21 protein-coding genes and 1 pseudogene are annotated in these 26,160 nt (G+C 45.4%); 7 read left to right on the top strand and 15 right to left on the bottom strand.

Annotation, left to right across the window (positions count from 1 at the left end; translation table 11 throughout):
- The 5 genes and pseudogenes from ACTHMC_RS08055 to ACTHMC_RS08035 form a co-directional block, all read left to right on the top strand.
- Window positions 1-1,313 (top strand): annotated as a pseudogene (locus ACTHMC_RS08055) (SusC/RagA family TonB-linked outer membrane protein); the annotation flags it as partial.
- 23 nt (window positions 1,314-1,336) lie between these two features.
- Window positions 1,337-2,977: a SusD/RagB family nutrient-binding outer membrane lipoprotein gene (locus ACTHMC_RS08050; protein ID WP_440412424.1), complete on the top strand. Its 1,641-nt coding sequence runs from the start codon at window positions 1,337-1,339 to the stop codon at window positions 2,975-2,977.
- Between the two features lie 254 nt (window positions 2,978-3,231).
- A complete protein-coding gene (locus ACTHMC_RS08045; protein ID WP_440412422.1) occupies window positions 3,232-5,199 on the top strand; it encodes a M3 family metallopeptidase in 1,968 nt (655 codons plus the stop codon).
- Window positions 5,200-5,329: 130 nt separating this feature from the next.
- Entirely contained in the window at window positions 5,330-6,007 is a 678-nt protein-coding gene (locus tag ACTHMC_RS08040; protein ID WP_440412418.1) for a DUF4240 domain-containing protein, read from the top strand.
- 240 nt (window positions 6,008-6,247) lie between these two features.
- Window positions 6,248-7,729: a S41 family peptidase gene (locus ACTHMC_RS08035; RefSeq protein ID WP_440412416.1), complete on the top strand. Its 1,482-nt coding sequence runs from the start codon at window positions 6,248-6,250 to the stop codon at window positions 7,727-7,729.
- 240 nt (window positions 7,730-7,969) lie between these two features.
- Here the strand turns inward: ACTHMC_RS08035 and ACTHMC_RS08030 are convergent, their stop codons facing one another.
- The 7 genes from ACTHMC_RS08030 to ACTHMC_RS08000 form a co-directional block, all read right to left on the bottom strand.
- Window positions 7,970-9,598 carry a DUF5689 domain-containing protein gene (locus ACTHMC_RS08030; protein WP_440412414.1) on the bottom strand — a complete coding sequence of 543 codons (1,629 nt, stop codon included), beginning with the start codon at window positions 9,596-9,598 and terminating at the stop codon, window positions 7,970-7,972.
- Window positions 9,599-9,623: 25 nt separating this feature from the next.
- Entirely contained in the window at window positions 9,624-11,189 is a 1,566-nt protein-coding gene (locus ACTHMC_RS08025) for a SusD/RagB family nutrient-binding outer membrane lipoprotein (protein ID WP_440412412.1), read from the bottom strand.
- 29 nt (window positions 11,190-11,218) lie between these two features.
- Window positions 11,219-14,476: a SusC/RagA family TonB-linked outer membrane protein gene (locus tag ACTHMC_RS08020; protein ID WP_440412410.1), complete on the bottom strand. Its 3,258-nt coding sequence runs from the start codon at window positions 14,474-14,476 to the stop codon at window positions 11,219-11,221.
- Window positions 14,477-14,571: 95 nt separating this feature from the next.
- Window positions 14,572-15,588 carry a FecR family protein gene (locus tag ACTHMC_RS08015; protein WP_440412408.1) on the bottom strand — a complete coding sequence of 339 codons (1,017 nt, stop codon included), beginning with the start codon at window positions 15,586-15,588 and terminating at the stop codon, window positions 14,572-14,574.
- Between the two features lie 90 nt (window positions 15,589-15,678).
- Complete coding sequence (locus ACTHMC_RS08010; RefSeq protein ID WP_440412406.1) at window positions 15,679-16,233, bottom strand: RNA polymerase sigma factor; 555 nt, start codon at window positions 16,231-16,233, stop codon at window positions 15,679-15,681.
- 238 nt (window positions 16,234-16,471) lie between these two features.
- Window positions 16,472-16,819 (bottom strand): hypothetical protein, encoded by a 348-nt coding sequence (locus tag ACTHMC_RS08005; protein WP_440412404.1) that lies wholly within the window; start codon window positions 16,817-16,819, stop codon window positions 16,472-16,474.
- A 265-nt stretch (window positions 16,820-17,084) separates the two neighbouring features.
- Window positions 17,085-17,333, bottom strand: a complete 249-nt coding sequence (locus ACTHMC_RS08000) for a hypothetical protein (RefSeq protein ID WP_440412402.1) — start codon at window positions 17,331-17,333, stop codon at window positions 17,085-17,087.
- A gap of 349 nt (window positions 17,334-17,682) precedes the next feature.
- On the opposite strand from ACTHMC_RS08000, the gene ACTHMC_RS07995 reads away from it, so the two are divergent.
- Entirely contained in the window at window positions 17,683-18,873 is a 1,191-nt protein-coding gene (locus tag ACTHMC_RS07995) for an MFS transporter (protein WP_440412400.1), read from the top strand.
- On the opposite strand, the gene ACTHMC_RS07990 is transcribed toward ACTHMC_RS07995, so the two are convergent.
- From ACTHMC_RS07990 to ACTHMC_RS07980, 3 genes are all read right to left on the bottom strand, one after another.
- Window positions 18,866-19,786 carry a helix-turn-helix domain-containing protein gene (locus ACTHMC_RS07990; protein ID WP_440412398.1) on the bottom strand — a complete coding sequence of 307 codons (921 nt, stop codon included), beginning with the start codon at window positions 19,784-19,786 and terminating at the stop codon, window positions 18,866-18,868. The two genes, ACTHMC_RS07995 and ACTHMC_RS07990, sit on opposite strands and share 8 nt — an antisense overlap.
- Window positions 19,787-19,843: 57 nt before the next feature.
- A complete protein-coding gene (locus tag ACTHMC_RS07985) occupies window positions 19,844-20,683 on the bottom strand; it encodes an SDR family NAD(P)-dependent oxidoreductase (RefSeq protein ID WP_440412396.1) in 840 nt (279 codons plus the stop codon).
- 306 nt (window positions 20,684-20,989) lie between these two features.
- A complete protein-coding gene (locus ACTHMC_RS07980) occupies window positions 20,990-21,607 on the bottom strand; it encodes a histidine phosphatase family protein (RefSeq protein WP_440412394.1) in 618 nt (205 codons plus the stop codon).
- Window positions 21,608-21,777: 170 nt separating this feature from the next.
- Between ACTHMC_RS07980 and ACTHMC_RS07975 the strand changes: the two genes are divergently transcribed.
- Entirely contained in the window at window positions 21,778-22,356 is a 579-nt protein-coding gene (locus tag ACTHMC_RS07975) for a methyltransferase family protein (RefSeq protein ID WP_440412392.1), read from the top strand.
- Window positions 22,357-22,394: 38 nt separating this feature from the next.
- On the opposite strand, the gene ACTHMC_RS07970 is transcribed toward ACTHMC_RS07975, so the two are convergent.
- From ACTHMC_RS07970 to ACTHMC_RS07950, 5 genes are all read right to left on the bottom strand, one after another.
- Window positions 22,395-23,084, bottom strand: coding sequence for a dioxygenase family protein (locus ACTHMC_RS07970; protein ID WP_440412390.1), 690 nt, complete (start codon window positions 23,082-23,084; stop codon window positions 22,395-22,397).
- 87 nt (window positions 23,085-23,171) lie between these two features.
- A complete protein-coding gene (locus ACTHMC_RS07965; protein WP_440412388.1) occupies window positions 23,172-23,996 on the bottom strand; it encodes a LytR/AlgR family response regulator transcription factor in 825 nt (274 codons plus the stop codon).
- Window positions 23,993-24,367, bottom strand: a complete 375-nt coding sequence (locus ACTHMC_RS07960) for a VOC family protein (RefSeq protein WP_440412387.1) — start codon at window positions 24,365-24,367, stop codon at window positions 23,993-23,995. Before ACTHMC_RS07960 ends, ACTHMC_RS07965 begins: the two co-directional genes overlap by 4 nt.
- Window positions 24,368-24,439: 72 nt before the next feature.
- Window positions 24,440-25,255, bottom strand: a complete 816-nt coding sequence (locus ACTHMC_RS07955) for an AraC family transcriptional regulator (RefSeq protein WP_440412385.1) — start codon at window positions 25,253-25,255, stop codon at window positions 24,440-24,442.
- A gap of 46 nt (window positions 25,256-25,301) precedes the next feature.
- On the bottom strand, window positions 25,302-26,160 hold an 859-nt coding region (locus tag ACTHMC_RS07950), incomplete at its 5' end, for a DUF6438 domain-containing protein (protein WP_440412383.1).

The following is a 26,160-nucleotide window of genomic DNA, read 5'->3' as shown; positions in this document are numbered from 1 at the left end:
AGCTCAACTACCAGAATAAACTGTTCCTTGATTTCAGTGATCGTAACGACTGGTCTTCAACGCTGGCCTACACACCCACTGAAACAAAAGGATACAACTACTTCTCTGCCGGTGTAAGCGCCGTGCTGAGTGATATCCTGCGCATGCCGTCAGCGATCAATTTTGCCAAACTTCGTGTATCCTACGCCGTTGTAGGTAACGACGTGGCTCCATTCAGCACTTATCCGCTCTACACATTCAATATGGGTGGTATTGCCAATCCTCCGAACAGCAACCCTGTTACTACTGTACCCGGACTGCAACTGAAACCGGAGAAGAACAAATCCTTTGAAATAGGAACACAATGGTCATTCCTGCAAAGCAGGCTCTCACTGGACCTCACTTATTACAGATCAAACACAACCAACCAATACTTCAGTGGTATCTCCCTGCTGGTGGGCACAAGCACCAGGTCTGATATCAACGCAGGTAATATCCGCAATACAGGTATCGAGGGCTCTCTTTCCTATAAAGTGATCAACACAAAGAAAGTTACCTGGACCACCACGCTGAACATGTCGCACAACAAGAACACCATTGTTGAGTTGTTCGATGCTTCCATTGTGAAAGGAGTGGATAAGAACACCAGGTATACACTGGGCGCCAGCGGTGGTTACACCATGCTGTCACAGGGTGGAACTTTCGGCGATCTTTACGGCCGTACTTTCCAGACCGATGCACAGGGCCGTACTATTGTAAATGCCACCACGCACCTGCCATTATTTGTTGACAGTCTGATCGGCAACCCCAATCCCAAACTGATCGCAGGTTGGAACAACACATTCACTTATGACCGTTTCACTATCGGCATACTGATAGATGGTAAGTTCGGCGGTAAGGTATTGAGCATTACACAGGGCTATCTTGATCAGCTGGGTGTAAGCCAGAGAACAGCAGATGCCAGGAACAACAACAATACAGTTACTATCAATAACGCGGTGGATGAAACCGGCAAAGCCTGGAGCGGAACCGTTGACGCCAAAACCTACTATCAGTATATTGGCGGCAAAACCCCGGCTGGTGCGGCTTACAGCTACAGCGCAACGGCCATCAGGCTGCGTGAGTTCTCTATCAGTTACCTGATCCCATTGAACAGCAAAGTGGTGAAAGACCTGAGGGTGTCCGCCATTGGCAACAACCTGTTCTTCTTTAAGAAAGATGCTCCATTTGATCCCGAGCAGGTTGCCGGTGTAAATGCGGGTGGCGTAGGCATCGATGCATTTGGCCTGCCTGCTTACAGAAGCTTTGGTCTCAGCCTGAAATGCACGTTTTAATTAATGCTTAAACCGATTTAACTATGTTGAAAACATCACTATATAAACTTACCGCTGCCTGTGCTGTAGTAGCCCTGCTGGAAACGGGTTGCTCCAAAGATTTCCAGGACACCAATACCAACCCTGCAGGTGTAAAGCCGGATGTATTCCTGGCAGACTTCCAGGCAGTGATCCTGCCACTGCAGAATGCGCAGCGTAACCTGGTCTGTTATATCAACTGGCAGTACCAGTTACAGCAGAACCTCAACTCAGACATCTACAGTGGTTACATGATGAGCCCCACGCCATTCAACGGAGGTAATAACAATGGGAACTATTTTATGATGGATGGATGGAACGAATGGATCCTCAACATCGCTTATGATGGTGTGATGCAGGCTACTGCCGACTTTGAAAAATTCAAATCGCAATATACTTCTGCCGACCTGTCCGATGCAACGGCCATGTCGAAGATCCTGAACGTAATTGAGATGCATAAGGCAGCTGATATCTTCGGCCCCGTGATCTACAGCAAATTCGGCAAGCCCAATGCAGACCTCTCTGTTGACTATGATTCACAGCAGGATGCTTACAAGGCTTTCTTTGCCGATCTTGATCTGGCAGTAGCCAACCTGAAACCTTATGTGGCTGGCACCAAAAAAGTAGGTACTGCTTTCAAGAATGCTGATATGATCTATGGCGGCGATCCTGCTAAATGGACGAGGCTGGCCAATACATTGAGATTGCGCCTGGCGCTCCGCCTGGCATATGCAGATGCAGGCACGGCTAAAACAGAAGGCGAAAAAGCATTGGATCCTGCCAATGGCGGACTGCTGGAAACGGTTAGCCAGAATGCATTGGTGAATTACGGCACTGAAAGTCCCATCGGTGTTATCATCAATGACTGGGGTGATATCCGCGCAGGCGCTCCGCTCGGCAGTTTCCTCAATGGTTACAACGATCCAAGGATCACCAAACTGATGGCACCGGCATCAGATGCAGCCGTAGCCGGACAATACATCGGTATCCGCAATGGTGTGGCCATCGATGCAAAAGCCCGTTACGAAGGTTATTCCAAGCCCATCGCCAAAGCAGCAAGCAGCGATTATTTTGAGAAGGGTAGCGGCAAGGCTAAGATCGCAACAGCTGCTGAAGCTTATTTCCTGAAAGCCGAAGCGGCGTTGAGAAACTGGGCCAATGCAGGTGATATCCAGGTGAACTATGAAACCGGCATCGACCGCTCCTTCGAAGAATGGGGTGCAGGTGATGCCACCGCATACAAAGCAGACGCTGTAAGCAAAGCCGCTCCATATGTTGATCCCAAAGCACAGGTGGCGGGCGCCAACAACGTTCCCGCAGGCAATGCCAACCTGAGCACCATCACCATCAAATGGAATGCAGCAGGCGGAACAGAAGAAAAACTGGAAAGGATCATCACCCAGAAATGGCTGGCGTTGTATCCTGACGGTCAGGAAGCCTGGAGCGAGTTCCGCCGCACCGGTTATCCTAAACTGTTCCCCGTTGTAGTGAATAACAGTAATGGTCAGGTGACCTCTTTCATCGAGCGCCTGCCGATTCCTTCTAAATTCAAGAACAGCAATAAAGCCGGATACGATAAAGCTGTCGCCACCCTGGGCGGGCCGGACAACCCCGGCACCAAACTCTGGTGGGATAAAAAACCTTGATGATTCTCGGGTATAGCAATCACGCCATCATGCAGTTTGGCGGTACGGCCCTGTTCGACGGAACAGGGCCTTCTTATTTAAACAACAACAGACTACCAATCACAATTAAATAAATGTGACTCGTTTGTTGTATCTTATCCCCTTAACCAAAAACAACCGTGCACATGTTTTTAAAGAATGGATTACCAGTCTATATTCTCGCAATAATTACGGGCTGCTCCCAACCGGCCGGAAAGAAAAACTCAAACCCATTAATGGCGGAGTTGAATGTACCTGTTGACTTTGCCAAAGTAACTTCGGAACATCCGAAGGATTATGCCAGGCAAACGCTTGCCGGTGTGGAAACTTTGCTGGCCACCTTAAAAAAACAGCCCTCCGTAACTTTCGATAATGTATTTGGCGCCATGGACGATGTCTACAACAGGCTCTACATCGCCAGCACCAATTGCTACACTTTATTCTGGGTGTCGAACGATTCCGCTACCAGGGCCAACGGATACTCCGCTTACCAGGAACTGGATTCCATGACCACCAGTATCAGTTCTGACAGCGCCGTATATGCTAAGATGACCGGATTCAAATCATCCGGCGCATACAATGCACTGGCAGGGCACAGGAAACTGATGGTGGATGATATGATCCAGCGTTTCGAGCGTTCAGGCGTTAATCTGAAACCAGCAGACCTGCAACGTTTCCAGGCGCTCACAAAAGAGATCAACAACCTTTCGGCAGACTTTTCAAGTAATATGAATGCTGCAAAAGTCACTCTCACGCTCGATGAGAAATCAACAGCAGGATTACCGGCTGATTTCAAAAACAATTACAAAGTAAGTGAAGGGAAGTATGAGATCCCGGTAAGCGGCGCTACCCGCGAAACCTTCATGAGCAGCGCTATCGAGGAAGAATCCAGGAAGGCATTCTACATGAAGTTCTATAATATCGCCGCCGATAAAAACCTTCGCATCCTGGACAGCCTGGTGAAGAAGCGCTATGAGCTGGCGAAAATAATGGGATACAATTCTTTTGCGGCTTACAACCTGGTGCCCAAAATGGCGAAAGATCCACAGACGGTCTGGGCTTTTCTGAACAACCTGAAAACAACGGTGGAAGGGAAGGCAAAGGCTGATTACAAAGAACTGGAAGAACTGAAAAAGACAGATCTGAAAACTGCAAGCAATGTTCAGTTGAACCCCTGGGATATCGGTTACTATAAGAACCAGCTGCTGAAAACGAAGTACCAGGTGGATTACGAAGGACTGAAGGATTACTTCCCCATGGAAGATTGCCTGAAAGGGATGCTCAATATGTATCAGACACTGCTTGGTCTTGAGTTCAGAAAAGTAAAAGATCCTTCTGTGTGGGATAAGGAAGTTGATATGTATGAAGTATATGAAGACAATAAACTGAAAGGCCGCTTTTACATGGATCTCTATCCAAGACCCAATAAAGAAACCTGGTTCTATGGCATCCCCATGGTGCCGGGAAGGGCAACGGATAAGGGTTATGAAATTCCGGTGGCAATGCTGCTGGGAAATTTCAGCAGGCCAACCAAAACGCAGCCTTCCTTGCTCAGCCTGCAGGAGTTGAACACGATGTTCCATGAATTCGGACATATCATGAATTCGATGGCCTGGCATGGTGAATTTTCTTCTCAGTTCAATTCAAAAGATGACTTCGGAGAGGCCATGTCGCAGATGTTCGAGAACTGGTTATGGGATTATGAGATGCTATCTTCAATTTCCAGGCACTATAAAACAGGAGAGAAGCTGCCGAAAGATTTGTTCGATAAGATGCAGAAAGCAAAGAACCTCAGTTCTGGTTATGGAGCAATGATCCAGCTCAGGCGTTGCTTTTATGATATGAACCTGTATGATAAGTATGATCCTGCGGCACCAGTAAACACAGATAAGCTCTGGCAGGATATCGATCAGCAGATCGGGTTCCCTGGGCTATACGTGGCTGGCACTCATCAACAGGCCAGCTGGATCCATATCAACACACATCCGGTTTACATGTATGGCTATCTCTGGTCAGAGGTCTATGCGCAGGATATGTTCAGCATATTTGAAAAGAATGGACTGTTGGATCCTGCAACAGGAAAGCGTTACCGGGAGCTGATCCTCGCCAATGGAACGCAGCGGGATATTGTGGAAGCGGTGGATGAATTCCTGGGAAGGAAGTCGGATAACAAGGCTTATTTAAAAAGTCTGGGATTGGAATAAGCATTAATCTGAGCATCAGTAAATTTTAATATTAGAGTGTATAGCCCCGTTCAATTACCTGGGGCTGCGCATTGTAATTTCTTACTTTGATAAGTAAACCTCATATTTGAGCTGAAAACAAGGCTAATTTATGATGTTAAAAAAAAGTATTGTATTTGCAATGACCGTTTTAGGAGTCTCCTGTGGACAGTCAGGCAGTTCCACCAGTAGTAAGACCAGCAATCTACAAACAATCCTCAGTAAAGATCAGAAAATGGATACAGCTCATTTCTGGAACATCATGGATTACGCTTTTAAAATAGGAGGGCTGGATAATTCAGTAAGGGAAAAAGCTATACTTGAGCAAATGATCAAACTAACTCCTGACCAGATCCAGCAATTTGAAATCATTTTCCAGCAAATGAATAGACAGTGCAGTACCTGGGAAAACTTTGCCGCAGCCACCACTATCATGGGCGGTTCAACTGACGATGGTTTTTATTATTTCAGATGTTGGCTGATCTCATTAGGTCAGCAAAATTATTATGCTACATTGAAAAACGCTGACCATCTCGCTATTTTTGATATTCCTGAATATCAGGGTCTTCCAAACGCTGAGTTTGAAGAACTGATTTCTATGTCGGACAGGGCATACGAAATTGTGACAAAGAAAGACCCATCTTCCGATACCACATTTCCAAGATACAATGCGAGCAGATTGGGGCTGTTTTATGATACCAACGTCAGTATTACTGGAAAGGAATGGCAGTCAGAAGAAGAATTGCCTGGGATTGTTCCAAAACTGTACAAGAAATATGCTGACAACTGAGAATAAAATCTCACGAGCAACGTCCGCGATGCGTACTATCCACACGAATTATCTTTTGTTAATTTCCATAATCTTCTTCACCCTGGCTCACCATTTTGCTTCATTTTAACGTCTTTATATTTGCCAGATGTACGAACCACATCGTATATTGCAGCACTTTCAAACTAATCTTTCACCAACGGTAAAAAAAAGTAAGCCAGACTAAACAGAAAAACAAAAACTCCCACAATTAGTATTGCTATGAATTTTATTTCCAAAACTGGCCTCACAGCCATGCTGGCAGCTTATTGCCTGAATAGTACAGCCCAGGTAAAAGAGTTGCCGGACCTAAAAAAGGACGATATCATTTCCGATTACCGTCTCGCAATGGACATCCTCAAAAAACAGCATCCCAATCCATTCAAGTTCATCGATTCTGCGGATTTCGACAGGAAAGTGGATTCCCTGATCAAGCTCGCGGAAAAACAGGATAATGTGTTCTCTGTAATCCAGTATTCTCCGATTCAGCTGGTAAGGGACGTGCATACAAATCTGCAGTTCTCTGCTGATAATAACCGCGACATGATCAGTCACCTGAATTTCTTCCCTTTTCCGGTTGTGATTGAAAAAGGAAAGATCCTGGTGAATATCAAGGGCGCTGAACTGCCTTTCGGAACTGAGATCCTGAGCATCAACAAGCAGTCTGCAAAAGAGATCATTGAATCTCTCAGCTCGGTTGCTTACAGCGATGGTTTCATCACCACCGGAACAGACAGGGTGTTCGGAAACTTCCAGACCACTTTCAGTCTGCGTAACAACAATGCAGCCAGCTATGACCTGGAGTATGCTGACCCCAAAAGTAAAACCCCTAAAAAGATCACTGTAGCTTCTCTGAAACCCGGTGCCGGAGTACATGCCAGCAATCAGGCTGTAATGCCTGTGAACGTGCTGGCCCGCTCTTACTGGATCTATGGAAGTTATGACGACGCTAACCAGACAGGTACGCTCACGGTGAACTCTTTCAACCTGCAGGAAGCTTATGCATACAAAGAGTTCAGTGCTTTCTTCAAGGAAGTGAACAAACGCGGCTATAAGAATGTGATCATCGATATCCGTAATAATGGTGGTGGCAATCCTGCTATCTCTGCATTGCTCTTCTCTTTCATGGCTCCCAAAGCATTCCAGAACGTATATAACTACAGAACGAAAAACATTGACGTTTTTTATGCGGAGCATGCTACCACACAGGGTAGAAAGATGAGCGATGAAGATATCCGCAACAACAAGCAATTCCTGTATCAGCGTTTTGACCTTGACAGTGCTACCGGCTTCTACGTGGGTAACGCCCGTCTCAAAGAAGGGCAACTGGAAAATTTCCCTCCTGACAAGGATGCATTCAAAGGAAATATTTACGTGCTTGCCGGAGGCGGTACCGTATCTGCAGCCACTTATTTTGCATCACTGGTTCAGAAGAACAAACGCGGTCTTGTTATAGGCAAAGAAACCGGCAGCGGCGAACATGCTACCACAGCAGCATGGTTCCTGACCTACCAGTTGCCTAAAACAAAATCAGTACTTACAGTTCCTATGTCAGAATTGTATTTCTTCAATTCACAGAAGGATAATGGTCGTGGTATCATGCCCGACAAAGAAGTGCCGATGGACAAATTCATCTCTTACATGCAACAATCACAGGATCCTGAGGTCAGCTTTACCATGGAGCTGATCAAACAGTCCAAATAACAGTTCGTTTCTCTTGTATTTTTTTATCGATGTTTGAAAGAAGTAAAAGGGCGGCATTTGCCGCCTTTTTGCATTTTGTAACCGGGAAAAATATATCAGGCTCTGACTGACAGTTGTATTACATCTATGACTTCAGGATCCTGCCATAAATCTAGTGAATCGTAAACAGTTACCACATAATCTGCACCTTCAGCATCTTCAAAAAGCAATAATATTATACAGGCTGATCAAAAATATTGATCAATCCACCAATCTCGTCACAGCCGGGTGCTTCTCCAGCGTATCAATAGTGGCACTGGTCTGGATCAACTCCACCACCACCTGTTTCCTCGCTGTTGTCCATCTGCCCAGCGTAACATTATACACCCCCCCCATCATATTGTACAATCCTGCATCTGTAGGCACTGCCGGATATTTATCCGTTATTGCATAAGGCATATTGTTGGTATTGCCATTGGAACGGTAATGCAGATATGGCACTACCACAGGCTTGTACGTAACAGGATCGATACTCACGGAGTACATGGAGTACCAGTCGTTATTACAGATCCTGTAACCCCAGACCGGATCTTTTGTAGGATCAAAAATAGTTGCGGCTCCACCGGTGGAAATAAATAGTACATCTTCAGGAACAGTTGATTCAACAACAGTAGTGCCTTTGAAAATCGCTACACCACACATGTTTCCGTTATTGGGGAAAGGACCGGATGTACCGAACTCAGATGTACGGGCCAGGCCACCATCGCCAATATTTGGCAGCGTACTGCCTGTGACAGGGTTATTGCCGGTGGTAACATAGGTTTTCTGATACCAGTTTGTACCGGCAGGGAAAGAATATGTACCTGCTGAACCATTGATCTTCTTTCCCTGGAACCCAAAATAAAAGAATTGTCCTTTCTGCACACCGCCTGTTGTGATATCATATTTGATAGTCCGCTGTCCACCTGAAGCCCATCCTTTATCCAGCGGGGTGGCGGAACTGGCATTACCGGAATTCACGGAGAACACAATACAATATGGAGTAACGGAAAAATCGATATCCTTTGTTGCCAGCATCTGTACATATTCCTGTCCACCGTCTCCACCTTTCGGATCGTGCTGAATACCTGAGATCAGCAAGTCCTGCGCAGAAGAGCCCATATTCACGATATCATCACCTTCTCTCGTTCTGAATTGCAGCACACCTTCAGCAGTAGGGAGAGGGATCCCAACATAAGCAGCCAGACCGTAAGGAGCATTGTTGGCATAACTTACAGCGGGATCCGTATACAGGATCATATCACCGAAACCATCATTGATCTTTTTGGCTCCACTGATCACCTCACCTGGCTTCGGGGCAGGGTTGAAGCTTGATTTATTCAGCAGACAGAGAGAGCTTTCATAATCATTGGGCTTTGCCTGCAGCTGAGCGATGGTAACCGGATTGATGTTCACCATACCTTTACCCGCTGCACGGATATTTGCATCGGTCAGACCGGTGATGGTAAGGATACCATTCTTACGGGTCAATGTGCTGTTGGTAATTTCCACCACCACAGAATCGCCCGGCTTGTAACTGGCAGCAGAAGCCAGCTCGATGGCAATACCTCTCAGGGTGCTGAGACGTCGGCTGTCCTGCACCAGCAGCAGGCCTTTGGGAAGGTTACCCGCAGTATGATCGGAGATCACCACAGCCCCGAGTTTGGTACCGCCGTACAGGTTTTCTTTTGTAAGAACCATGTCCGTTCCTTTGTAAAGCGGACGAACATCCAGGATAGATACCACTTCGTAAGGATCACCTCCCGGGTAATTTTCATAAGGATCTTTATTGCAACTTCCAGTGGCAGCAATGATGCCGGCGATGGAAAAAATATATAACATGCGTTTCATTGTAATGATTTTTTAGTTGACCACATTAAGGTTTCTGCCACCATACATTGGTAAAGATTTCATCGGGTCCCTGCACTGCTACAGCTGCTTTATAGTTCACCGGGTTGGCAGCCTGCACATAAACAGGATATACCAGGCGGGCTGGCATTACACCTCCGTTCATCAGGCCCGGCCCTTTGGGCAAAACAGGAAGTCCTGTACGCCTGTGTTCGAACCACTGTTGCAGATCGGTCATGAAGAGTGCATAGTATTTCTGTAAATGGATCAATTCCATTTTAGCCTCCAGGGTAAGATTATCATCCCATATAATACCGGAAGCTTCCAGGTTTGCAAGATGCGTTGTGAAGTTGGCGTGGGTAATGCTTTCGTTGAAGTTGGGCACCCAGTAATTGATAGCAGATGCCATGCCCTGGTAGAAATACGTTTTTGCATCTCCGGTGATCCATCCCTTTGCAGCAGCTTCAGCCAGGATGAACTGTACTTCGGAATACTGCATGATGATACCGGTCTGGGTGTTCTGCTGCAATGACAATGTACCTCCTGTAGAAGTATTATCGTAGCTCTGGAAATAACATCCTTTCACATCACCTCTGCCGGGAATATAACCGCTTTTCACACCATACCATCCACCGCCGCTGGCCTGAGAAATGCCCAGTCTTCCGATGCTGCCGGATCCATAGGGCGTGGAAGAAACATAACGGGGATCCGACCAGGTGATCAGGTGATCCAGGAAGAAGCTGCAGAGTGCCGGTCCGCGGAAATCCTGTGCGCGCACACCGTTCACGAATGGTGAGGTATAAGGATCGGTAGTGCTGGTTCCGCCGGTCCACTGTAATCTTGCACAGTCGGCATTGTTCTGGAAGATCGGATAGTCAGCAGGATTTTCCACTATCTGTCTGATCTTATCGATGCATTGCTGATGCACCTCCGCTTTACCGGAGATCCGCATCAGCAGGCGCAGGTATAATGAGTTACCAAACTTTCTCCATTTGGATATATCTCCTTTATACAGCGGATCACTGGATAAAACGATCGCACTGCCATTTGCAAGCAGCGTGTTGGCTTCTTCCAGTTGCTTGAACAGATCAAGGTAAATTTCTTTCTGCCTGTCGAATGCAGGGATCACATTACCCTGATCACCTTGCAGCGCCTGGAAGTAAGGAATATCTCCATAGATATCTGTCAGGTTGGAGAACAACCAGGCTTTGCCGATCTTTCCGATACCCTGGTAAGAAGTATTAGGCGTTTTGGCGGTACGTGCCAGGCTGTCCACCTGCTTGAAATTGGTGAGCTGTACAAACCAGGCATTCCATAAATAATCAGACATGCTGGTTCTGAATGCATACCTGAACACGGTATTATCACCATCGCTCTGCGAAACGGTGACCTGCATCAGTTCATTGTTGAAGCTCCTGTTACGGCTCATGCCGGGCCAGATGGAGTTCACCAGGGCGGGAGCCAGCAGCTTGTCAGATGTTGTTTCCAGGATGTTGACAGGATCAGTATTCAACTCTTCAAATCCTTTGTTGCATGAATGGAATGCCGGCACTGTCATCAAACCAATACATGCTATCATTAATTGCTTTCTCATCTCTTTTCTTTTATGATTGATCAGCTTTTTTAGAATCCGATTGACAAATTGAAACCCATGCTGCGGGTAGAAGGGAACTGTCCCACTTCAAAACCTCTCACCACATCGGAACCGCTCAATGTACCGAACTCAGGATCGAAAACCGGCCATGGGCTCCAGATGAACAGGTCACGTCCGTATATACCGATGCTTGCAGAGGTCAGACCAACCTTCTTCAGGAATTTAGGTTTGAATTTGTAGCTCAGATTGGCTTCGCGGAATTTCAGGAAGTCTGTGCTGAAGGTGCTTCCTTCTGCATTGTAACTGCCCAGACTGTATTGATAGTACTGATCGATATCAGTAGCCACCACATCATTCTTACGATAAGAACCATCAGGGTTTTGAACAACACCATTACCGATGATGCCATTGTACCTGCCTGGCAGCGTTGATTTCAGCTTACCCTGTTCCGCCAGTTTGTAATGCGTGAGGGAATATGCCACAGCGCCAACCTGTGCATCGAACAGTACATTTAATGTAAATCCTTTGTACTGGAATTTGTTACCAAAACTGAACTTGTATTTGGGAGTTGTGTTGCCAAGATAAATGATGCTGTCCGTGATCCTTGGGAAACCGGTAGCAGGATCATATACTACCTGTCCATCAGGACTTCGCATATAACCAAGACCATAAAGATCTCCCATGCTGCCACCTACTGATGCAACGATCTGGCCGCTGGCGATCTGGCCTGCTCTCAGCAATACTGCGCTGTCAGGCATCGACAGGATCTTGTTCTCGTTGAAAGCAAAGGTTCCGAAAGTGCTCCAGTTGAAGCCGGTTCTGCTTACAACAGGTTTGGCATTAATGGAAACTTCCACACCGTTGTTCCTTACTTTACCCGCATTGATCAGGGCTGAACTGTAACCGGAAGAAGCGTCCACCGTTCTTGTGAAGATCTGGTTCCTGGTATTTCCGAAATATGCAGTTACGTCCAACGCTATCTTGCCATTGAAGAACTGGATTTCCGTACCGAATTCATAGGTAGTGGTCAGCAATGGTTTTAAGTTGGGATTTGGAAGGGTAGTGGGGCTGACAAGCGCACTGTCAGGATAGATTCCACCATTTGCTACCGGGTATGTATAAGCGGTTCTGTATGGCACCGTAGAAGAACTACCTACCATGGCGAATGACGCTCTCAGTTTTGCATAGTTGATCACGGAAGGAAGCTCTGTAACTTCAGACAACACAAAACCGGTGTTGATAGAAGGATAAGCAAATCCTACAGCGTTATTTCGTTTTGGCGAAGCCAGTACGCTGCTCCAGTCCTGGCGTGCCGTAAGCTCAGCAAAGAGATAATTCTTATAGCTGTAGTTAATAACGCCGTAGATACTGTTGATCTGATAACGGCTGGTATCGGGGAAATAAACAAGTCCGTATTCACTATTCTCCAGTGTATAAATTCCGGGAAGGTGTAAACCATCGTTCCTTACATCCGTCTTATCGTACTCGTTCTTCAACTGGCTGCCACCAATGGTGATGCCCAATTTCATATCACGGTTCAGGTCTTTGAAATATTTGGCCATGAAGTCGTAGCTCTTTTCCCTGGAGTAGATATTCTGTCTTCTTACAGAACCTTTAGGCAAACGCGTACCGGCATCATAAGGCCTGTCCTGTTCACGTTTGTCGTTCATCCAGTCGTAGTTACCGCGCAGCATCACACTCAGCTCTTTGGTAAGCTGGTAGTTCAGTGTAACGTTACCGGTAATATTGTTCCTTCTTGTTTTATTCAGGAACTCATTCACGATAGCGTATGGATTTTCAGGAAAAGAAGAGAACGGATAACGGATATGTTTGTAAAGGCTGTCGTATGTGCTGCCGGGGCCGCCAGCCCAATAGTTCCTGAGCCAGTTATGGTCAGCGCTTGGTTGCCAGAAAATGTACCAGTACATCAGCGATTGGTTGCCATAACCTGCAGCAGGCAGGTTGTCGCTGTTCCTGAAACCATAGTTTACTTTAGTGGAGATCTTGAATTTCTTCGTTACATCGGTATTGGTAGAGAGGCCGATGTTCTGACGCAGGAACCCTGTATTCGGAACGATCCATTTATTGTTTTCAGAGCCCAGGGTGATGCGGACACCGGTGCTTCCGAGCTTTCCATCGATGCTCAGGTTATTCCTGAGGTCCCGGCCGCGGTCCCAGAAGTCGTTGATATTATCGTAAGCCTGCCAGGTAGTCCGTTTCAAGCCTACAGCCTGGCGAACGGGATCGTACTGGAAGAATTGCTGTCCATCGAATTTTGGTCCGTATGCAGAGCTGGTGCCGCTGGTGCTGGCGCCATCCTCCGTACCACCGTAAGAATAATAAAGAGCGCCGCCAAGCCCCTGACCATACTCATATTGCATGTCAGGAAACCTGTTTGCCTCTTCGATGCTTCCGTTCATTGAATAACGCACGTTGAAATGGCCTTTCCTTTTCTGTGTGGCGGATTTGGTAGTGATGATCACAGCACCGTTGGCCGCACGCTGACCGTAGAGGGCAGCAGCTGCAGGCCCTTTCAGTACTGACACACTTTCAATATCCTGCGGGTTGATATCATTTACAGCACTGCCGTAGTCTGCAGGCAGGTTGTCAGAATTGGTTGCATACACCAGGTCACTACTGTTGGCAGAACGTTTGCCGCTACCATTGTTCACCACCACACCATCAATTACAATCAGGGCTTCGTTATCGCCTGTAAGATTGTTCTCACCGCGAAGGATGATCTTACTGGTAGCGGCAGGGCCGGAGCCGGAGCGCACCAGGTTCAGACCGGCAACCTTACCGGAAAGGGCATCCATCCAGTTAAGGCTCTGTGCATCGGTGAGCTGATTACTATCCACTTTTGTAAGTGCATAACCAAGTGAACGCTGGGATTTTTTGATTCCCAGGGCGGTAACAACCACTTCATTCAGGTCACTGCTTTTGCTTTTCAAGCGAATCAGCAGGGTATTCGATTTACCAGCCTGCTTCACTACGAATCCTTTGTAGAAATTGGTTTCATATCCAATGGAAGAGAAAGTGAAATCATAGGTTTCTCCCATCTTCAGCTGGGAGAAGGTGAAAATCCCCTTTTCGTCTGTAATGGCAGTACCCATCCGCTTGTTGTCTGATTTGCGTGTAGCTACAACGGACACAGCCTGCAGCACTTCTCCTTTCTCAGTAACAACGGTGCCGCTTACGGATACCGTTTCCTGTGCAAAGGATGTTACATTGAATAATAAAAGGAACAAACCCCACAAACAGAGTATGCCAATTCGCCTTCTTTTCATTGTTGATTGCATATTTTTTATTGTTGTCGTGTACACAAAGGATAACCGGTCCGCTGTTTTGCAGCAGTCAAACCATTATTACGGTATCTGTATGTTTATTTAGATGGTGTGATTAAATACCCGTCATCCTTTTGAATAACCTGTAAGCCATTCATATTTGTAATCACTTTCAGTAATACGGATAAGGAGTCGCTTTTAAGAACTTCACCCGAAAAGAATTTACCTTTCAGCTCCTCTTCTTCATAGTATATCGGTGCATTATATTTAGAGGTCAGTCTTTTCATTACTACCAGCAGGGGGGTATTGTTGAATACGATCGTTTCTGCGTGCGTGCTGGAATCTGTCTGAATTTCCGGCAGCAGGGACGCCTGCTTTCCTGAAACAATGAAATGATTCACGGAAACAACTCCCTCTTCAAGGCTGTATTTCATCTCATGGCCTGGCGACAAGACTATATCTTTTTTCCAGCCTTTCAATTTCGGTTGCTGCGGCTTTATGATCACCTTTCCATGAAACAGTCTTACGTTGCTTGTTTTTGCCGACTCCGACACTTTGAAGCAGGTACCGAGAACTGTAGTTGTAAACAGCTTTGTATGTACAGTGAAAGGTTTTCCTTTGTGATGGATCACATCAAATTCTGCAGTCCCTTTCATGTAAATATTGCGATGGCCATGCTGCCCGAAAGGGTCTTCATATTTTATACTGGATTTGGGAGACAGCTTCACCATTGAACCATCCTGAAGTTTCAGCTGGTACACTCTGGCAGAATGGTTATCGTGTTGCTTCCAGGATGTTGTTGCAGCCGGTTGTTTACCTGCTTTCGCCAATTCCTGTGCAGGCATTTTAGTTTGTCTGGTCAATAACCAGCCTGCCATTGCCACTATCAACAAAGAAGCGGCAGCAGATAACCAGCGGAAGCGGACAATGCGCGCCTGTTTTGAGAGTTGCGTACTGATAGCTTCCCGCATTTCCTCCGTGTAACCTTGCGGCATTTCGGTTTCATTGCCGGCTGCATCCCAGGTGGCTTTGAGGTACATGGTCATCAGATCCGGATGCTTCTTCAGGTACCGTGTTACTGCTGCTGCTTCAGCGGAGGTACACTGGTTTTCCAAAAATTGTTGTATAAGATTATGCGTGATCTTCATGTTGTGCATTAAAGTATACGAAGGGCAATGAAATTTACCCCTGCTGGTAACACTATGTTAATATTGAAACAAAAAATTGCTCAGGAGAAGCAGGATTGATACGAGAGAACGGACATGCTTCAATGCTTTTGAGTAATGGTCTTCCACAGTCTTGATACTGACAGACAATTGTTCTGCAATCTCTTTGTTGGAATAGCCTTTGGCTATTTTCAGCATGAATACATTTTTACGGATGGGAGGAAGTTTTTCGGAAACTGCATCCAGGTAATCGGCGGATTCGTAATCGGAATGGGAGTGACAGATCGATGTGGTCTCTTCCTGGAATTCCTCTTCAAAACGGAACTGGTATTTTCGTTCTACGCTTTGTTTGCGGAGGTGATCGATGTAAATGGAACTGGCGATGGTGAAGAGTTGAGTATCCAGGGAGTATGCGTCAGATAATGAATGCCTGGATTGCCAGAGTTTGATGAAAGATTGTTGCGTAAGCTCTTTTGACACTTCGTCAGTGCGGGTGCGTTTCAGAAAATAATGAAACAATTTGGCGTGATACTGATCGTATACAGCCTGAAAAGCTACCTGATCGCCTTTTTTTATTTCAGTAATTGGGGTCAAAGCTTGCACTGTTTAGAAGGTAGGAATTCCGGTGCAAAATTGAAGAAATGGATAATATGGGATTATTATCTGTGTGTTAAGAATTCAATTAGAGGGGTGGTAGCAGGAGGGGTGAGAGCTTACAGTCCTTAACCATTGAAACCATGTTCGCTGAAATTATCGACAAAGAAAAAGGGTTGATTTGGAAGACAAAAAGATCGTTGATTATGCGGAGCCCGTTCTTCAATAACCATCAGTACTAAAAACCCATTTTCGTCTTTGCAGAAAGAAGGATCACTAAGATTATCACAGACAACAAGGTCCCAAGCGGCAGGTACCAAAGCGTGAATATAGAAATCAATATTCCGAATATATAAGCCCAGTGCTGGTTTGTCAATAATCCATACATCCAGATCAACCACAACAAACCAAAGATGATAAACAGAGGCCCCAGCTTAAACACATCTATATTCAATTTGTAAAACAGGCCTGACCAGGGTCCCGGCTTTTCCGGGCCAATGTACTTACCCTTCAGTAATACAAATAAACCATCAAGAAGCATATAGCCTCCGTTCAGGAAAGCAAGCACTGTTATCAATATTTTCATCGGCTGGTTGTTTTGATTGTTGCGGGAACTCACAGAATCCTACTATTAAATATAGTCAAAAAACGAAACTCCTCTAACCGTTCGCTGTCCGCCACTCCTGCAGGTATGATATATTCAGGAACGTTTCGCTGGAAGGTGCAACAGGGTCCGTGATTAAGATTTTTTCAGCTTTGATAAGGATTTCTTCTCTTTTTCAAGGGTTGCAAATTGTAATAAAAAAGCCCCAACCGGGGCTTTAGTATTTGAAGTCAGCGTTTTAAATAAATCAATTGAGCAGGTCATCTATCCTGATAAAGTCCAGATAGTGCGCAATTGCATTGGTATCCGGCAAAACACAATATTCTTCTACCGATTTGTCTACCTCATTACAATAGGCTTCAACATAATAACCTTCTATCTGAAAAAGGAAAATGATCTGCCCTGGCGAAGTTCTTGTAGCAAGCGCTACGGCATTGTTCATAACAGCACGTTTTTTTTCCGCTACATCCAATACGATAAACTCAGATAGCTTCATAATGTTAATTTTTACTGTTAACTGAATAAAGACTTACCATTACTCTGACTGAACTGAAATACGAAATACAAAATACGAGTGCAATGACTGAAATAGAGGCGATGAACTATGAGGCTGAACGCAGACTAATAAGTGTTAGCTGCAATGAGACTATGTAAATATAAGAACTAGATTTTAAATACCAAATCCTTCCTGGTAAACTTTCAGGGGCCAGTTCTGCCGTTCAGGCCCATGTAAACATCTTTTACAGGTAAAAGCAACGCAACAATGTTGAATTAAATTATGTTTCATCCCGTATTCTTGCTATAAATCAATATTAATACACCTTTACACCAGATATAATAAAAGAATGGACAAAAGAGTACTGCCACTTGCAATTGGAGGATTAGCGATAGGAACAACTGAGTTTACAATCATGGGTCTATTGCCTGATATGGCCGGTTCCTTAGCCATCAGTATTCCGGAGGCCGGCCATTTGATTTCAGCCTATGCACTGGGTGTGGTGACAGGAGCGCCATTGCTGATCGGATATACTGTAAAATTCCCACCGAAAAAGGTGCTGATGGGGCTGATGGTCATGTTTACCGTATTCAATGGCTTATCTGCCATAGCCCCCAATTACGGATCAATGATGCTGATAAGATTTTTATCCGGGCTTCCTCATGGAGCGTTTTTCGGGGTAGGTACAGTGGTGGCAACCAGGCTGGCCGCAAAAGGGAAAGCAGCAACCTATATAGCTTTGATGTTTACAGGGCTCACAGTAGCCAATCTGGCAATGGTGCCCCTGGTCACCTACATCGGCCATTTGTTCCATTGGCGCTGGTACTTCGCTATAGTTGGTTTCATCGGGCTGATCACATTGCTGTTCCTGTACCTGTGGCTTCCTTTCATGGAGGGAAAAGGAGAGAACGTAAAATTCAGAGCACAGTTATCTTTTCTGAAGGAAAAACAAAGCTGGTATATTTTGCTGATAACAGCGATTGGTTTCGGAGGATTGTTCACCTGGTTCAGCTATATCACGCCTTTAATGACGGAAGTTTCCGGAGTGGAAAAAGGCAATATGGCGTACGTGATGGTGCTGGCAGGAGCGGGGATGGTAGCGGGAAATCTGCTGGGAGGCTACCTTTCAGATAAGTTCGGCGCTCCGAAAACCAGCGCATTGTTACAATTCCTGATGATGATAGCATTGGCAGCAGTCTTCTTCTTTTCTGAATACCAGGTTACAGCCATGGTACTGACCTTTATTTGCGGCGGTCTTTCCATGTCTGTTTCAGCACCGATAAATATCATGATGATGCGCGCTGCGCCTGATTCGGAAATGATGGCGGCGGCATTCATGCAGGCGGCATTCAATATCGCCAATGCGTTGGGAGCATTCCTGGGTGGCATTCCTTTGGAATATGGATTGTCTTATAACTATCCTTCCCTGGTTGGAGTTGGTATGACGTTTATCGGGCTGTTGATCTGTCTTGGGTTTATCAGGAAATTTACAGGCGCTGCGATAGTGAGCCTGGTGAAAAATCAGAAAACTATTAGTTGAAAGAACGCCTGAATTCCAGCGGAGATAGTTTCGTTTTCGTTTTAAACAACTTACTGAACGATTGCGAATGTTCAAATCCAAGTTCATAGGCAATCTCGCTTACAGATAAAGTAGTGGTAGAAAGTTTTTCTTTTGCTTTTTCGATCAACTTTTCGTGGATATGCTGCTGGGCATTCATACCAGTGAGCGCACGCAGCATATCGCTCAAATAACTGGGGGATAAATGCAGTTGATCGGCCAGGAACTGAACGGAGGGAATGCCTTTGTTTAATGATACATCCTTATTGAAATAATCAGTCAGCAACCCTTCCAGTTTCTGCAGAAGATCATGGTTAACCACCTTCCGGGTAATAAACTGTCGTTTGTAAAAGCGGTTGGCATAAGTGAGTAATAACTCAAGCTGGGAGATAGCAACATCATGACTGAAATCATCTATCCTGCTGTTCAGCTCCGTTTCCATGATTTTGAAAATCGACATAATGGTTGCCTTCTCTTCATCGGAGAGATGCAGGGTTTCATTGGTAGCGTAGGAAAAGAATCCATACTGACCGATCTTTTTAGCAATGGGGTAACCTAATAAGAAATCCGGATGGACCAGCAAGGTATATTCAGAACACACTGCATCTTCATTTTCCATTGCTCCCATCACTTGTCCGGGTGCGGCAAACAGCAAGCCTCCTTCGTCAAAATCATAATAACCCTGACCGTATTTTAATTTACCTCCCAGTTTGGGTTTATAAGATATCTTATAAAATCCCAATACATGTGGCTGAGTAGGCTGAAGAATATCCGACCAGCCTGGCGCTCCATTGATCAGGCTGATCAACGGATGCCTGGGATTTGGCAAACCGAATGCACGGTGAGCATCGGAGAGCGTTTCAAACCTGAGCGGATTATTATCGTCTTTTTTCATTCCATGGAAATTTTCAAAAACCGGTAAGGGCTGCTTACCGGTCGATAACAGTATTTATCAGGATAATGTTTGGGCTGCGCTGGAAACGGCATCCCATTTTTCCCAGAGCGCCAATCGTTCTTCGTAGGCGGCCCGGACCCATGGAAGGTTATGACTGCCGAGATGGAAACGGAGGGGCGGGTTTTCTGCATCTACCACCTGGAAAAGGGCAGGAGGCGTTGCATTCGGATCACCTCTTTCCATTTCCTGCAAGCGCCCGAAAAATTTCGTTTTCAGGTCCGTATAAATTTCCATGCCGGGTGCAAACTTCAGGGAATCCGGGCTGCCGAACTCCGTAGCGTAGGCGCCGGGCTCGATGATTGTGACCTTAATTCCGAAGTCTTTGACCTCTTCGGCCAGGCTTTCATGGATGGCCTCGAATGCCCATTTGGAGGAGCTGTAATAGCCGATGACCGGCAAGGTTACATGGCCGAGGTTGCTGGATATGCCAAGGATATGTCCACCCCCTTGCTCCCGGAGCAGGGGTAAGGCTGCCCGGATAACTGCGAGGGCTCCGAAAATATTGGTCTCATACATGGCCTTTACATCTTCATCGCTGGCCTCCTCGATAGTGCCAACCAGTGAATACCCGGCATTGTTCAGCACAATATCGAGCCTGCCAAAATGAGCATGGGCCTGAGATATAGCACTGGCTGCCTGACCGGGCCTGGTAACGTCCAGCTCAAGTGTCAGCACATTGGCCCCGTACTTTTTTATGAGACCGTCCAGGCTGGCTACATTACGGGCAGTGGCGGCTACTTTATCACCTCGTTCAAGGGCAGCTTCAGCCCAAATGCGTCCGAAGCCGCGTGAAGCGCCGGTTATGAACCACACTTTGCTTTTCTGTTTATTTTCCATTATTCTTATTTTATGAAGCAAAGTTGAGGAAGTGGTGACCAGGGGTTGTAGCCTAACCGGGGACTTTTGTAGCCTTTTTGCGGATACTGAAAAGCCAGCACCAGCCGGTAAAACACTATAATGCTAAAAAAACTACCCAGATGATGCAGCCTGGGCTGGAGAAACAAGTAAAGAAGGAGATGACTGCTTTTTTTCAGTTGCCACGTTAAAACCACCGACGGTTACATAAGAACCTTTCTCTTTGAGCAGATGGCGACATTCTTGCCAGGTTTTTCCATGTATGAACCCTCTGCAGCATTTTCAATCTCAGGAATTCGCCAGGTGACGAATATCGTTAGCTTCAAGTATGGAGAACTGTCCATTGACAACAGACACCCGGTATAGACAGGTATTGCTGTGCGCAAAACTGGTCATGCAACTGATAGGGGATTGGCTGAGCATGCATAACAAAACCAGCAATGACCTGCCATGCATACACACGAGCACCCGCTTTTCTGAAGGCCTGGAAAGTATCACATCCAGTGCTTCCTGCAGGCGCCTGGAAACCTGATTGGGGCTTTCTCCTTTTTCAAAGGAAAGATCACATTGCCCACGCTGCCAGTTGGTATTCATTTCCCGGAATGCGTTGACCCAATCTTCTTTGCTTTCCTTTCCCTCCCAGATCCCGAAAGACAGCTCATCAAGCCCCGGCAACTGCTCCCAGGAAATACCATCTTCAATGAATCTATTGACAGTCTGGTGGGTACGTTTGAGAGCAGACGTATATACTTTATCAAAAGGTATATGCTTATAATATTGATAAAACGCTTCTCCCTGTTTCCTGCCCAACGCATTGAGATCGGTATTTACACCTCTTCCCTGTACTATTCCCAACTTATTATAATCAGTTTCTCCATGCCTGATAATGTAAAGCTCTTTATCCATAATTGATGTCAATTGAGCCGCAAGGTACTACAATATGATAATTGATATCGCGGCAGTCCATTGCCAATCCTGAAAGGCGCACAATCTGCATAAACCTGAATTACAATTGACTGAATTTTGTATATTGAGAGAGGCGCAACATTTTGACGATGACAATTAAAAATTGAAAAATGAGTCAATACATTAAACTCGGACTTAAGTTAATATGGGTAATTGTTTTGACTTATTGGACCATTTCAGGTCTTATGGCAAAAAAGGTGGAACACCAGGAACCCTTTTTAAAACAATTTGTTCAATATTGGCTACCGCTGATTATTGCAATTTTGCTATTAGGACCAGGAGAATGGTATGGACATAGTTGGTTACGAGAAAATTTTGTTGAGCATTCTGACCTGGTAGGCACCATAGGACTTTCAATTTCCGCAATTGGCGCAACAATAGCCTGTACATCCCGGCATATACTCGGCAGGAATTGGAGCCTGTCAGTACAAAAAAAAGAAGATCATCAATTGATCAAAAACGGTATTTATAAAATTATCAGGCATCCAATTTATACAGGGCTTTTGCTGCTATTTATTGGAAATGCATTAATTGTTGGCGACTACAGAGCGATTATAGCAGTGTTAATAGTTTTTGTATCGTTGTGGTTAAAGCTCAAAAAAGAAGAAAAATTGCTGACCAGGATTTTTGGAACAAAATATACAGAATACCAAAATCAGACGAAGGCATTAATTCCTTATTTACTCTGACAAAACCGGATGCTTAATTGCAGAGTTGATCTGGTTAATCATTTGGGGTATCCGGGAATATTCAAACCTAATAAAACCTTATAAGAAGCCACTTGCAAACCGTCTTCCAGCCTGGTTTTTAAGATCCCGGTACCACCGCGGTTCTCCAGCTTTGAACGCTTTGCCTCCGTCAGAAACACATCATCATCGAACACCAGTTCATCTACATAGTATTCATTGGAAATATCCGGTTCTTTTATGGAAAGATGAATATGTGCAGGCATATCTTCCCCGGGATAGGGAGCCGGTCTGACAGTGTACAAAGAGAAACTTCCATTTGCATCTGTCTTCATCCAGCCACGGATATGGCCATGACGTTTGGTTCGTTCGTCCATGCCTGGTCTGGGAGAGTAATAGCCGTTATTATCAGTTTGCCAGTAGTAAACGATCACACCCGGAGCAGCGGTAACACCATCGGCTTTGACGGCCTTTCCGGTGATCAGCAAGCGTTGTCCCTTTTCTTTCCAGCCGGGGCTGGAATCCACCGCATTGATCACGGATGGCATGCCAATGAACATGAGTTCACAGCCATCACAGCCACCGCCAACCGGGGCTTTATTCCGGAATCCAGCATCAGCAGAAGCATGTTTTGCAGCAGGGCGGGAGGATTGCCCCTGACAGGCGCTCAACAGGAAACCAAGCAGCACGCTTACAAAAAATGGAAACAGAAAAAGGGATTTATATCGCATAAAAGAGTTTTGGACAAAATTCCCTGCAACTTCATCATACTCAAAACAAAATGCAGCAACACGATGAGATGATATCGTCACCTGAGGTCATTTGCCGAAACGATCATTGAATGCCGTCCTGTAATTCCGGCTAAGCCGGAGGACTTCGCTGTTGATCAACTGAAGATCATAATCCCCATTCAACCGCGAAGTATAGCTTTTTACCATTTTCAGGTTCACAATAGTGGATTTATGAATCCGCAGGAACTGCTGAGGATCGAGACTGAACTCTGTATTTTTTAAACTATGATTGTACAGATGTTTCCTGTTTTCAAGATGGAGACATACATAAGGAGTTGCGGCAGAAATGTACAGGATATTATCCACATCCACCAGGATGGAGGTTTTGCCTTTATTTATCGTTATCTGCCGAAGAAACGGAGTGTTTTTTTCAGCTTCAACAAACTCAGGATTTATTACTGAAACCGGTGCAGGCTGCTTTTGCAGGTATTTGATCCCTATCACCAGTACTGTATATACCGCCAGCAACACATACAATTGTTCCGCCATTGTATACATCCACACATCCGCGAACCCATAAGTATGATCGAAGCACAACGCAGACAGTCCCCATATGATTAATGGCACCAGTACCAGATGAAGCAATACAGCAACGGGAATCAGCACATATACAGGAACAGTCAGTTTCCGGTGCAGTAAAACCAATATCCACCCGACCGGCCAGAAACATGCCCAGAAAGCCGTATACAGCAAAGACTCGCTCAAATAAAATGCAGATTCATTTAGTCTTGCCCGTAAATAATCCTGCGCCACCGTAAACCCGATAACCGCCACCAGCAGAAAAGCCAGTGACTGTATCAGTCGCTGGCCTGTAAACCATTTCTGCAAATTATCATTGAATGTTCTGGTCATTGTCCTGAATATTTTACAAGATCGATACCGATCCCATTCGGGTCCTGTATCGCAAAATGCCTGTCGCCCCAGGGCTCGTCGCGGATGGCTATTTTGATGTCCACCCCCTTGTTCCTGATCTCTTCATACAGCGTGTCCACATCATCCACTTCGATTGTTAAATATACGCCATGTCCGGCAAATGCCGGCTGAAACAAGGGCTGTTGTGATGGATGGTCGGGCAACAGAAAGCTGAACTCACTCGTGTGACCGGGCGTATGCATCAACAGGTAAAACTCGTTCTCGAAAGTCACCCCAAATCCCAGCACATCGGTATAGAAAGCTTTTGTCTCCGCCAGTTTACTGGTGATAATTCCTGCATTCAGTTTCATAATCATTTGTTTTATTGATACCACAAAGTTGCACCAGCGCGCACAACTGACATTGTAAAAAACGGACAAACTCTATCGCCCGAAGGCCTTTGAAGGCGTAACCCCATAAAAGTTGCGGAATTCTTTGATGAAATGCGCCTGATCATAATATCCAACATCAAAAAATAGTTTGTTATTGCGAAGGCTCTGTGTACTGGGTTTGGCGCGGAGGATATTCTGAAAGCGGACCACCTTACTGAAGATCTTCGGTGTATCGCCGATATAGAATTCAAACAAGCGGCGCAGCTGGCGCGGACTGATACCTGTATTCAGATCTGTTTCCACATTGAGCACACCGGATTGCTGCAGAATGATGCCAATGGCTTCATACAAACGGTTATCCTCATCAAATGAAGCACCAGACAGCACATCCATAAACCAATGATCAAACAGGCCTGCCATCTCAACAGGATTCATTCCAGGATGAAACCGGCTGGCAATAAAATTCGCAGTTGCCGGCACCACTGCTTCCAGTTTTTCATAGCGATTGCTCAGCTGTGATGCATCCACTTTAAACAACTGCGGAAACATCGTTGGAAGAAACCTCACGCCTACATAATGGAAAGCATTATCCAGTGGAAATTCCGTGTATTTCCTGCAAAACCCCATCACATAATTATCGGAAGGATCATTCAGATCGAAGTAGATATCAATACAACCATCGGCCACCACCCGGTACATGAATGCCTCATCCAGGGGAGCAGTGGTCTTCAATTCCCAGTAACAATAAATAAACTGCTGCAAACGCACATCCGGCAGGAATTCAAAATAAGTAACATGTCCGGCTGACTGCTTCACCGTTGGCTGAACAGGCGTGTACAATTGTCGTATGCTCTCTATTGCATTCACCCCTGCAATATAATCATTCAGGAGGAGAGCATACGGCGTCCCGTATTTACATTTGTTGCCATTGAAGCTCTTTTATATTTTTCTCTATCAGGTCGTATAATTGCCGCAATCCCAGCGTTCCCTCCATACCATAGTCATGTATCGGCTTCATTTTACCATTATATCTTATCTCGATATCAATGCATTCCATTTCTGAGCCTTCTATGGCATAGTCATATTTTAACTTGTCAGGGTCGATATAGTTGATCATTTGCAGAAACTCATCAAACAATTCTCCGGCAAGTACAGCCTGAAAAACACCGTTTCTGTTCCAATAATCTTTTGCATGCAGTTTTGCGCTTCTGTCATTTCTGATTGTCAGTTCAAACTGATGAAAACCCCGATAGGAATGTGTTGCAAAGAATTTTATATTTTCCAGGTCAATTACTGAAGGCCTGCTGTTATATTCTATAAAACCATAGAATTTGTATGTGATCGTATCCTGCGCATCAGAAAACAGCGGCCCGTTCAACTTGCTGTATCCATGCTGCTTCTTCACCAGCAACATTAGGACTGGCCCACTGGTATCGATCCCGGTAAGCCTCCGTTCATGCTGATCTGAGCCGATATATTTTAGAACGAACTGGTTGTTTCCATTGTCAACTATAGCAAGAATCAGTCTTTCATTGACAAGCAGGTCTGTGGAACCATTTTTATCGATATCTATTTTCAGGTATTTAAATACCAACTGGTTTGGCAAATAATTCCTGGGGAAGGAACTGGTAAACCCGGAAATGGAGTCCACGAAAGCTGCAATATCTTTTTCAGTTCTTAACTCGTCTATTTTATTAGCCTTTGCTGCCAAAGTAACAAACAGGCAGACCAATAAGTGGAAAGTTTTCATAATAGTATGTAATGCATTATAC

The organism is Pseudobacter sp. (assembly GCF_051955275.1).
Lineage (GTDB): Bacteria > Bacteroidota > Bacteroidia > Chitinophagales > Chitinophagaceae > Pseudobacter.
The sequence above is the reverse complement of the archived record's forward strand: the minus strand, read 5'-3'. Positions and strand labels throughout refer to the sequence as shown.